The organism is Amycolatopsis sp. NPDC057786, assembly GCF_042797905.1.
GTDB lineage: Bacteria > Actinomycetota > Actinomycetes > Mycobacteriales > Pseudonocardiaceae > Amycolatopsis.
The window spans coordinates 26624-36492 of the sequence record NZ_JBHVKW010000089.1; the positions used below are offsets into that span (position 1 = coordinate 26624).

Genomic DNA, 9869 nt, shown 5'->3' on the forward strand with positions numbered 1-9869 from the left:
AGGTGCCTGCCTGCCTACGGCCGACGTTGCGAAAGCCCACTTTCGCAACGTCTGGCGGGACGCTTCACCAGCAGGACAGGAAGAGGCGCCGGTACCGAAGGGGTCGGGTCTCGTGGCCGTTCGGACGACTCGCGTGATCAGGCGGACGACACGCGTGATCAGGCGGACGACACGACCACGGCCGGGCTCCGCCGCGAATCGGCCGCGATCACGCGTGCCATCCCTCCCAGCGCGCGAAAACGCCACCCGTGCAGCCGCTCTGCCTGCTGTGGTCGCCGGTGTACCTGGGAGGAGGCCTTCACGGACTTGCCCGAGACGACTCGGACAGGTCCGTTCGGCCCGGAATTTCACCGACGAACGGACACTCCTCGCCCATCCCCCGGACGGGTAGTGTGCCGTGGCATGCATGAGGGGCAGATCGACCTCCTTCCGGGCGAACGGGTCATCTGGGCCGGGCAGCCGGTGCGCAGGCCCCTCTTCAATCCGGGCGACCGGTTCAACGTCCCTGTCGGCCTGCTCTGGCTCGGTGGCGTCACGGCGTTCTTCGCCGCCAATCACGACACGGCGTTCCACATGGCCGCGTGGGTCGTGCTCACCGCCGCCGGCGTCTTCCATCTCGCAGGCAGGCCGCTGATCCGCTACCTCAGGCTCGCCTCGACCACGTACGCCGTGACGGACGGCCGGGTCATCGCGACCAGTTCACTCGTCCGCCGCAAGGAGGAGTCCGCGGCGCTGGCCGGACTGGCGGATCCCGTCGTCACGCCAGGGCCGGGCAAGACCGGGACGATCACCTTCGGCAGGCTCGGCGTGCTGGCGTGGGCGTCGGCGAACTTCGGCGCGGGTACCGGGAAGGACCGCGAGCCGCCGGTCATCCTCGTGGGTGTCAGCGACGTGGCGAAAGTGCGCGAGAAGCTCGCGAAAGCCGTTGACGAGGCACGACAGCGCCAGGGCTCGATGGCCGAAGAATGACCCGACTGTGTCCGATTCAACTCGGCGGCCGATGTTACCGGCCGGTACACTCAGACGGTCGTCCAGCGCCGGAGGTAGACCGTGCCCTATCCCACGGACCGTGAACGGGACCGCCCCTGGGTGATGCGGACCTACGCGGGCCACTCGTCCGCGGCCGCGTCCAACGAGCTGTACCGCCGTAACCTCGCGAAGGGGCAGACCGGCCTTTCGGTCGCCTTCGATCTGCCGACGCAGACCGGCTACGACCCGGATCACCAGCTGTCCAAGGGCGAGGTCGGCAAGGTCGGTGTCCCGGTCTCGCATATCGGCGACATGCGACGGCTCTTCGACGGCATCCCGCTCGCGGAGGCCAACACGTCGATGACGATCAACGCGCCCGCCATGTGGCTCCTGGCGCTCTACGTCTCCGTGGCCCGCGAGCAGGCCGAAGCCGAGGGCCGCGACGTCGACGAGGTGCTGGCCAAGCTCACCGGCACCACGCAGAACGACATCATCAAGGAATACCTCTCCCGCGGCACCTACATCTTCCCGCCGGGCCCGAGTCTCCGCCTGATCACCGACATGATCGCGTGGACCGTGCACCACGTGCCGAAGTGGAACCCGATCAACATCTGCAGCTATCACCTGCAGGAAGCCGGCGCGACGCCGACGCAAGAGGTCGCGTACGCCTTGTGCACCGCCATCGCCGTCCTCGACGCGGTCCGCGACTCCGGGCAGGTCGAGCAGGCCGACATGGCCAAGGTGGTCGCGCGGATCTCGTTCTTCGTCAACGCCGGCGTGCGGTTCGTCGAAGAGATGTCGAAGATGCGCGCGTTCACCGCGCTCTGGGACGAGATCACCCGGGATCGTTACGGCGTCACGGACCCCAAGGCGCGACGGCTGCGCTACGGCGTGCAGGTCAACTCGCTGGGCCTGACCGAGGCGCAGCCCGAGAACAACGTCCAGCGCATCGTGCTGGAGATGCTCGCGGTCTCCCTTTCCCGCGGCGCCAGGGCCCGCGCGATCCAGCTGCCCGCGTGGAACGAGGCGCTCGGCCTTCCCCGTCCGTGGGACCAGCAGTGGGCGCTGCGGATGCAGCAGGTGCTCGCGTTCGAGACCGATCTCCTGGAGTACGAGGACATCTTCGACGGCTCGCACGTCATCCAGGCCAAGGTCGACGAGATCATGGCGGGCGCGCGCGAGGAGATCGCGCGCGTGCAGGATCTCGGCGGTGCCGTCGCGGCCGTCGAGAGCGGCTACATGAAGTCCCAGCTCGTCGCCTCGCTCGCGGAGTACCGGCGCGGTATGGAGAACGGCGAGCGGATCCTGGTCGGGGTCAACAAGTTCGAGACGACGGAACCTTCGCCGCTGCAGGCCGAGGGGGCCAAGGCGATCGAAACGATCGACCCCGCCGTCGAAAAGCAGGCCGTGACCGCCATCGAGGAATGGCGGACGCGTCGCGACAACGCGGCCGCCGAGTCGGCGCTGGAGAAACTCAAGGCCATCGCGAAGACGTCGGAGAACCTGTTCGAGGCCACGATCGAGTGCGCCCGCGCCGGGGTGACCACCGGCGAATGGTCTGGCGCGCTGCGCGAGGTGTTCGGTGAATACCGCGCTCCCACCGGGGTTTCCGCGTCGGCGGCCGCGGGTGAGGGCAACGAGGAGATCCGCCGGGTCCGCGAGCGGGTCAAGGCGACGAACACCGAGATCGGCGAGCGGCTGCGGATCCTGGTCGGCAAACCCGGTCTCGACGGGCACTCCAACGGCGCCGAGCAGGTGGCCGTGCGGGCGCGCGACGTCGGTTTCGAGGTGGTGTACCAGGGCATCCGGCTCACGCCGGAGCAGATCGTCGCGGCCGCCGTCCAGGAAGGCGTGCACGTCGTCGGGCTCTCGGTGCTCTCGGGTTCGCATCTCGAGGTCGTGCCGCAGGTCGTGGACGGCCTGCGGGCCGCGGGCGCGGGCGACATCCCGGTCATCGTCGGCGGCATCATCCCGCCCGACGACGAGAAGCTCCTGTTGGAGCGGGGGATCGCGAAGGTGTTCACGCCGAAGGACTACGAACTCACCGACATCATGGACGGAATTGTCGGATTGGTGCGCGAGCGCCACGGCCTGAGCACATAAAGTCACCGTAAATCTCGGTACCGTAACGGCGGGTGGTTCGCCACCCGCTCACACTGCCCGCGCCAAGGTACCCACCTACGTTTCGATTAAAACCGATTAATCGAAAAGAGGTGCCGCGATGGTGCACGGCGAGTGGTCGAGGCGGGAGTTCTTCCGGCGGTCCGCGATTCTTGGCGCGGTGACGGTCGGCGGTCCGGTGCTGTTGTCCGCGTGCACGACGACGACTTCCGGGAACGCGCTGGAGGCGGCGAAAAGCTCCAAGAAGATCAAGATCGGTATCGCGAACGAAGCGCCGTACGGTTTCACGGACCAGAGCGGCAAGGTCACCGGTGAGGCGCCCGAGGTCGCCCGCGCGGTCTTCAAGGCCATGGGCATCGACAACGTGGAAGCCGAAGCGGTCTCCTTCGACCAGCTGATCCCCGCGCTCAACGCCAGGAAGTACGACGTCGTCGCGGCCGGGATGAACATCAAGAAGGAACGGTGCGACGCGGCGGCCTTCTCGATCCCCGACTACTCGGCGCTGACCGCTCTGCTGGTCCCCAAGGGGAACCCGCAGCAGGTGCTGAAGTTCGAGGACATCGCGGCCAAGAAGGTCAAGGTCGCCGTGCTCTCGGCGGCCGTGGAGAAGGGGTACGCCACCGACTCCGGCGTCGCCGAGGACCAGATCGTCACCCTCGATTCGCAGGACAACATGCTCCGCGCGGTCACCGACGGCCGCGTCTACTGCGCCGCGCTCACCGACATCTCCCTCAAGGACGTGCTGGCGAAGAGCCCCGGCGCGGCGGCCGAGGTCACGCCCGGTTTCGAGCCGGTCAAGGACGGCAAACCGGTCGTGTCCGCCGGCGCTTTCGTCTTCCGCAAGGACGACACCCCGTTGCGCGAGGCCTTCAACGTCGAACTCAAGAAGCTGCAGGACAGCGGCGAATGGACCAGGATCGTGACGCCGTTCGGATTCTCGGCCGACAACCTGCCGAAGCCCGGCGTCACCACCGAGACACTCTGCGCGGTGTGACGGGCGAACCTCATGTCCTCGTCGGTATCGCATATCATCACGTCCGTCCTCAGTGGACTGACCGCGACCGTCACCGCGGCGCTCGGCGGGATCGCGCTCACCGTGGTGCTCTCGCTGGCCGCCGGGCTGGCGCTGAGATCCCCGTCCCGGCCGGTACGGGGGATTTCCCGGGTCTACGTCGAGATCTTCCGCGGCACTTCGGAAGTCGTCCAGCTGTTCTGGCTCTACTTCGTGCTTCCGGTGCTCGTCGGCCTCCAGCTGGTGCCGATGTTCGCCGGGATCCTGGTGCTGGGCCTCAACCACGGGGCCTACGGCGCGGAGATCGTCCGCGGCGCGGTGAACTCCGTCCCGCGCGCGCAGTTCGAGGGCGCCGTCGCGCTCAACCTGAGCCCGGCCCAGCGGATGCGGCGGGTGATCCTGCCGCAGGCGTTCGCGGAAATGCTGCCACCGTTCAACAATCTCTTCATCCAGTTGCTGAAGAGCACCGCGCTGCTGTCGTTCATCGGGGTCCCGGAGATGGCCCGCCAAGGTGAACTGCTGCGGCCGGTGTTCAGTGCCGAGATCGGCTGGATCTACGGCACCGAACTCGTGCTCTACCTCCTGCTCGCGCTGCTGATCACGAGCGGGATGCGGCTGCTGGAACGGCACGCCGCGCGGCGCCTCGGCCGGGCCCCGGCCAAGATGACGGCCACCGCGGGAGGTGTGTGATGGACTGGAGCTGGAAATCGGCCTTCGATTCGATTCCCCTGCTGCTGGAAGGGCTTCTCGTCACCGTCGAGATCACCCTGCTCGCCTCGGTGGTCGGCTACGTGCTGGGCCTGGTGTTCGCGCTGATCCACCGCGGCGGGATTCCCGTGCTGTCCCAGGCGGTCCGGCTGTTCATCGAGTTCGTCCGCAGTACGCCGCTGCTGATCCAGGTGTTCGTTCTCTACTACGTGATCCAGCCGGTGGGCGGCATGACCTTGTCCCCGTTCGCCACCGGTGTCATCGCGCTCGGCGTGCACTACGCGACGTATGCTGCCGAGGTCTACCGTGCCGGGATCGAGGCTGTCCCGAAAGGACAGTGGGAGGCCGCGACCGCGCTGAACCTTCCGCGGTCGCGGGTGTGGGCCGCGGTCGTCCTGCCGCAGGCGGTGCCGCGAGTGCTGCCCGCGCTCGGCAACTACACGATCTCGATGTTCAAGGAAACCCCGTTGCTGCTGGCGATCGGCGTCGTCGACGTCCTGGCGCGGGCGAAGGAGGTCGGCGCCGACACGTTCCGCGTCGTCGAGCCGTACACCCTGGCCGGGGTGCTGTTCCTGCTGGTGAGCCTGCCGGCTTCGATTCTGGTGAGAAGGTTGGAGCGACGTGCCGCCCACAGTTGATTCCCCGATGATCCGGTTCTCGCAGGTGGTCAAGTCCTACGGGGATCACGTCGTGCTGCGGGACCTCGATTTCACCGTCGCGCCGGGGGAGTTCGTCTCGCTGATCGGGCCGAGCGGCTCCGGGAAGACGACGATCCTGCGGCTGCTGATGACACTGGAGAAGGTCGACGGCGGGACCATCGAGGTCTGCGGCGACTACCTGAGTCACATGAAGCGCGGCGGGAAACTGGTGCCCGCGGACGAGAAGTACCTGCGCGAGGCGCGCAAACGGATCGGCATGGTGTTCCAGCAGTTCAACCTGTTCCCCAACATGAACGTGCTGCGCAACATCACCGAGGCGCCGATCCATTCGCTCGGTGTCCCCAGGGACGAGGCCGAGGCGCGGGCCGTCGAACTGCTGGAAATGGTGGGGCTCACGGACAAGAAGGACGAGCACCCCAGCCGGCTGTCCGGTGGCCAGCAGCAGCGCGTCGCGATCGCCCGCGCGCTCGCGATGCGGCCCGACGTGCTGCTGCTGGACGAGGTGACTTCGGCGCTCGACCCGGAGTTGGTCGCCGACGTACTGCGCGTGCTGCGTGAGATCGCGACGTCCACCGACATCACGATCCTCTGTGTCACGCACGAGATGCAGTTCGCGCGGGACGTGTCGGATCGGGTGATGATGTTCGACCAGGGACAGGTGCTGGAGGACGCCACGCCCGACAAGCTGTTCAACGATCCGGACCACGACCGGACGCGGCGGTTCCTCAAAGCGGTCATAGATCGCGCCTAAAGCGCGCTCAGGATCTCCTTCGTCGAGGTGACCGTGGCGAATCCGCCCCCGTGCAGATTCGTCGCGGTCGCCCGGTAAAGCTCGTCCGCGGTCAGGACTCCGCCGTCCGGCCCGGCGAGGTCGAAGGTGAAGGTGGCGTCGAGCGCGAAAGTCACGTCATAGCCGAGGTTCCCGCCGACGCGCGCGGTGGTCTCGCAGCAGAAGTTCGTCTGGATACCGGCGAGCACGAACGACGTGAGGCCGCGGGTCTTCAGCCAGCCGTCGAGATCGACGTCGCCGTGGAAGGCCGAGTTGACCTTCTTGCCGAACACCAGATCCGCGCGCACGCCGTCGAGTTCGGGCTTGAAGTGGTTGCCCTCCTGCCCCGGCCGCAGGGATGAGCCGGGTTTCACGGAGTCGTGGTGCACCAGCACGATCGGCAGTCCGCGCTCCTGGTAGGCGTCGACGAGCGCCTTGATGTTGGCCTCCGCGCCGGGGTTGTTGCGCGGGCCCCAGACGGGTTTGTCGAAGCCGCGCTGGGCGTCGATCACGAGCAGGGCCTTGTTCTCAGTGGTCATGGCTTCGAGTTTCACGCTTGCCGGCGCCGGTGGGGAGTGGCAGAAGAAGCGCGATACGGTACTTTCCTGCCATGCGAACCGTGGGTGTGCTCCTCCTGCCGGGCAGCCGGTCCTTCGACCTGGGCGTGATCGGCGAGGTCTGGGGCGTCGACCGGACCGACAGCGGTATCGGTCCCTTTGAGGTCCGGCTCTGCGCGGCCGGCCGCGGCTCGATCGCCGCCCATCCGTTCGGCCGGATCGAGGCGACCCATGGGCTGAGCGGGCTGGCGGGCTGTGATCTCGTCCTCGTGCCCGGCCGGGTGGATCCGCACGCCGAGGTGCCCGCGGCCGCCGTCGCCGCGCTGCGCAAGGCGCACCGGGCGGGGATCACCGTGGCGTCGCTGTGTTCCGGTGCCTTCACGCTCGCCGCGGCCGGGTTGCTCGACGGCCGGTCCGTCACCACGCACTGGCGGCTGCTGGACGACCTCGAAGCCGCCGCTCGCGACGCCGTCGTCCAGCGGGACGTCCTGTTCACCGACGAGGGTGACGTCCTGACCTCCGCCGGGGTGGTCGGCGGGCTGGATCTCTGCCTGCATCTGGTGCGCCGCGATCACGGCGCCGAGGTCGCCGCCGCGCTCGCCCGGCGGCTGGTGATGCCGCCCGCGAGGGAAGGCGGCCAGCGGCAGTACGTCGACAACCCGTTGCCGCCCAAGCCGTCGCGACCGAGTGTTTCGTCCACAATGGACTGGGCGCTGGAGCGGATCGCCGGCGACATCGGCGTCGACGACCTCGTCGGTCACGCCGGGCTGAGCGAGCGGACCTTCCACCGCGAGTTCGCGGCGGCCACCGGGGTGACACCGGGGCGGTGGCTGCGCGCGCAGCGGGTGCGGCTCGCGCGGCGGCTGCTGGAGACCACCGAGCTCCCGGTCGAGCGGGTGGCGCAGCGGTCCGGCCTCGGCACCGCCGCCAACCTGCGGCGAAGGCTCCGGGCCGACGTCGGTGTCGGGCCCGATTCGTATCGCCGGACGTTCCGGTCGGTTACCGTCGAAGCATGGCCGAGTACGAGCACATCCTCGTGAAGCGGGACGGTGACACCGTCACGATCACCATGAACCGCGCCGCGCGGCGCAACTCACTGTCGGCGGACCATCTCGCCGAGCTGCTCGCGGCGTTCCGCGAGGCCGGGGAAACCGACGCGACCGGGATCGTCCTGGCGGGCGCCGGGCCCGTGTTCTCGGCGGGACACGACTTCGGCGACGTCGCCGCGCGCGACCTGATGGGCGTGCGCGAGCTGCTGCGGCTGTGCACGGACCTGATGGGCACGATGCAGTCCGTCCCGCAGGTCGTCGTCGCGCGGGTGCACGGGCTCGCGACCGCGGCGGGCTGCCAGCTGGTGGCCTCGTGCGACCTCGCCGTCGCCGCGGAGTCCGCCGGTTTCGCCCTTCCCGGTGGCAAGGGCGGCTGGTTCTGCCACACGCCCGCGGTGCCGGTGGCGCGCGCGATCGGGCGGAAACGCCTGATGGAACTGGCGCTCACCGGCGACGTCGTCGACGCCGCGACCGCGCTGGACTGGGGCCTGGTGAACCGCGTCGTGCCGGACGACTCGCTGGACGAAGCCGTCGCTTCGCTGCTCGGACGCGCGACGCGGGGGAGCCGGGCCAGCAAGGCGATGGGCAAGCAGACCCTCTACGCGCAGCTGGACCGGCCGGAGGCCGACGCCTACGCGCTGGCGCTGGAGGTGATGGCTTCGGCTTCGCAGCTGCCCGGGGCACGTGAGGGGATGGCGGCGTTCCTGGAGAAGCGTTCCCCGGTCTGGCCCGACTGAGTTCAGAGCGCGCGCTCGCGCATGAGCAGAAGCGTGTAGGCGGCCAGCGTCTGCGCGTCGGTGATGTCGCCCGAAGCGATCATCTTCTCGAACTCCCCGCGCTCGAACCAGGCCGTCCGCATGTCCTGCTCCTCGACCTCGCGCTGGGCTTCACCCTGCGTGAGGTCGGTGGCGAGGAACACGCGCCCGCGCTGGCTCGAGTACCCTGGCGCGACGTCGGTCCTGCCGAGTTCGGCCATCGAGCCCGCGATCAGCCCGGTCTCCTCCCGCAGTTCGCGGGCGGCGAGTTCGAGCGGCGGGACGTCGGCCATTTCGGGAGCGGTGCCCATCGGGAACTCCCAGCGCCGCATCCCGACCGGATAGCGGAACTGCTCGACCAGGTGAAACCTGGCGCCGTCGAACGGGATCACCACGGCACAGGTGGGTTTGCCGACGACGGCGTAGATCCCCTCGGAACCGTCGAGCCGCCGGACGGCGTCTTCGCGCAGGGTCATCCAGTTGTTGCGGTACACCTCGCGGGAGCTGACACGCTGAACGGGGTCCATGCGCACAGTATCGCCGTGCTTGTCCTACCCTCGCGGGGTGCGCCTTGTGATCGCTCGCTGCCAGGTCGACTACGCCGGCCGTCTGACCGCCCATCTGCCGATGGCCACCCGGCTGCTGCTCGTGAAGGCCGACGGCTCGGTGTCCGTGCACTCGGACGACCGCGCCTACAAGCCGCTGAACTGGATGAGCCCGCCGTGCTGGCTGATCGAGGACGGCAAGCTGTGGATCGTCGAGAACAAGCAGGGGGAGAAGCTCGTCATCACGATCGACGAGATCTTCCACGACCACGCCCAGGAACTCGGCGCGGAACCGGGACTGCAGAAGGACGGCGTCGAGGCGCATCTGCAGGAACTGCTCGCCGAGCACATCAAGACCCTCGGCGAGGGTTACACGCTGGTGCGGCGGGAGTTCCCGACCGCGATCGGCCCGGTCGACATCATGGCCCGCGACGCCGACGGGGCCAGTGTCGCCGTCGAGATCAAACGGCGCGGCGAGATCGACGGCGTCGAGCAGCTGACGCGGTACCTCGAACTGCTCAACCGCGACCCGCTGCTGGCGCCGGTGCAGGGTGTCTTCGCGGCACAGATCATCAAGCCCCAGGCGCGGGTGCTGGCCGAGGACCGGGGGATCCGGTGCCTCACGCTGGACTACGACGCGTTGCGCGGCATCGAATCGGACGAGTTCCGGCTGTTCTGAGTTTCGCGAGTGGTCCTCTGGACGCGGTGGTTGCACGCGCAACCAC

The 9869-nt window shown here is 68.6% G+C and carries 11 protein-coding genes; 9 read left to right on the plus strand and 2 right to left on the minus strand.

From position 1 onward, the window contains the following. Nucleotides 1–402: 402 nt before the first annotated feature. From ACFVM3_RS32725 to ehuA, 6 genes are all read left to right on the plus strand, one after another. Nucleotides 403–969, plus strand: coding sequence for a hypothetical protein (locus ACFVM3_RS32725; RefSeq protein ID WP_378443771.1), 567 nt, complete (start codon nt 403–405; stop codon nt 967–969). Between the two features lie 81 nt (nt 970–1050). Further along, nucleotides 1051–3072: a protein meaA gene (locus ACFVM3_RS32730; protein ID WP_378443772.1), complete on the plus strand. Its 2022-nt coding sequence runs from the start codon at nt 1051–1053 to the stop codon at nt 3070–3072. 118 nt (nt 3073–3190) lie between these two features. After that, a complete protein-coding gene (gene ehuB / locus ACFVM3_RS32735; RefSeq protein ID WP_378443773.1) occupies nt 3191–4084 on the plus strand; it encodes an ectoine/hydroxyectoine ABC transporter substrate-binding protein EhuB in 894 nt (297 codons plus the stop codon). Between the two features lie 12 nt (nt 4085–4096). Continuing rightward, nucleotides 4097–4792 carry an ectoine/hydroxyectoine ABC transporter permease subunit EhuC gene (gene ehuC / locus ACFVM3_RS32740; protein ID WP_378443774.1) on the plus strand — a complete coding sequence of 232 codons (696 nt, stop codon included), beginning with the start codon at nt 4097–4099 and terminating at the stop codon, nt 4790–4792. Further along, on the plus strand, nt 4792–5448 hold the full coding sequence (gene ehuD / locus ACFVM3_RS32745; protein ID WP_378443775.1) for an ectoine/hydroxyectoine ABC transporter permease subunit EhuD: 657 nt from the start codon (nt 4792–4794) through the stop codon (nt 5446–5448). The genes ehuC and ehuD overlap by 1 nt, the downstream gene beginning before the upstream one ends. A 7-nt stretch (nt 5449–5455) precedes the next feature. Beyond that, nucleotides 5456–6220 (plus strand): ectoine/hydroxyectoine ABC transporter ATP-binding protein EhuA, encoded by a 765-nt coding sequence (gene ehuA, locus ACFVM3_RS32750; protein ID WP_378443779.1) that lies wholly within the window; start codon nt 5456–5458, stop codon nt 6218–6220. Here the strand turns inward: ehuA and ACFVM3_RS32755 are convergent. After that, nucleotides 6217–6777, minus strand: a complete 561-nt coding sequence (locus ACFVM3_RS32755) for a cysteine hydrolase family protein (RefSeq protein WP_378443776.1) — start codon at nt 6775–6777, stop codon at nt 6217–6219. The genes ehuA and ACFVM3_RS32755 overlap by 4 nt on opposite strands. Nucleotides 6778–6848: 71 nt before the next feature. Here ACFVM3_RS32755 and ACFVM3_RS32760 point away from each other — a divergent pair, with 71 nt between their 5' ends. Next, nucleotides 6849–7835 (plus strand): GlxA family transcriptional regulator, encoded by a 987-nt coding sequence (locus ACFVM3_RS32760; protein ID WP_378443777.1) that lies wholly within the window; start codon nt 6849–6851, stop codon nt 7833–7835. Next, nucleotides 7808–8581, plus strand: a complete 774-nt coding sequence (locus ACFVM3_RS32765; protein ID WP_126732670.1) for an enoyl-CoA hydratase-related protein — start codon at nt 7808–7810, stop codon at nt 8579–8581. The genes ACFVM3_RS32760 and ACFVM3_RS32765 overlap by 28 nt, the downstream gene beginning before the upstream one ends. A gap of 2 nt (nt 8582–8583) precedes the next feature. On the opposite strand, the gene ACFVM3_RS32770 is transcribed toward ACFVM3_RS32765, so the two are convergent. Continuing rightward, nucleotides 8584–9126 (minus strand): NUDIX domain-containing protein, encoded by a 543-nt coding sequence (locus tag ACFVM3_RS32770; protein WP_378443778.1) that lies wholly within the window; start codon nt 9124–9126, stop codon nt 8584–8586. 37 nt (nt 9127–9163) lie between these two features. Between ACFVM3_RS32770 and nucS the strand changes: the two genes are divergently transcribed. After that, nucleotides 9164–9823 carry an endonuclease NucS gene (gene nucS / locus ACFVM3_RS32775; RefSeq protein WP_044852472.1) on the plus strand — a complete coding sequence of 220 codons (660 nt, stop codon included), beginning with the start codon at nt 9164–9166 and terminating at the stop codon, nt 9821–9823. Nucleotides 9824–9869 lie beyond the last annotated feature (46 nt).

What these genes read in the sequence shown, in the direction of transcription:
- ACFVM3_RS32725 (WP_378443771.1), top strand. Translation starts at nt 403, where the DNA reads ATGCATGAGGGGCAGATCGACCTCCTTCCGGGCGAACGGGTCATCTGG.
- ehuB (WP_378443773.1), top strand. Translation starts at nt 3,191, where the DNA reads ATGGTGCACGGCGAGTGGTCGAGGCGGGAGTTCTTCCGGCGGTCCGCG.
- ehuC (WP_378443774.1), top strand. Translation starts at nt 4,097, where the DNA reads ATGTCCTCGTCGGTATCGCATATCATCACGTCCGTCCTCAGTGGACTG.
- ehuD (WP_378443775.1), top strand. Translation starts at nt 4,792, where the DNA reads ATGGACTGGAGCTGGAAATCGGCCTTCGATTCGATTCCCCTGCTGCTG.
- ehuA (WP_378443779.1), top strand. Translation starts at nt 5,456, where the DNA reads ATGATCCGGTTCTCGCAGGTGGTCAAGTCCTACGGGGATCACGTCGTG.
- ACFVM3_RS32755 (WP_378443776.1), bottom strand. Translation starts at nt 6,777, where the DNA reads ATGACCACTGAGAACAAGGCCCTGCTCGTGATCGACGCCCAGCGCGGC.
- ACFVM3_RS32760 (WP_378443777.1), top strand. Translation starts at nt 6,849, where the DNA reads ATGCGAACCGTGGGTGTGCTCCTCCTGCCGGGCAGCCGGTCCTTCGAC.
- ACFVM3_RS32765 (WP_126732670.1), top strand. Translation starts at nt 7,808, where the DNA reads ATGGCCGAGTACGAGCACATCCTCGTGAAGCGGGACGGTGACACCGTC.
- ACFVM3_RS32770 (WP_378443778.1), bottom strand. Translation starts at nt 9,126, where the DNA reads ATGGACCCCGTTCAGCGTGTCAGCTCCCGCGAGGTGTACCGCAACAAC.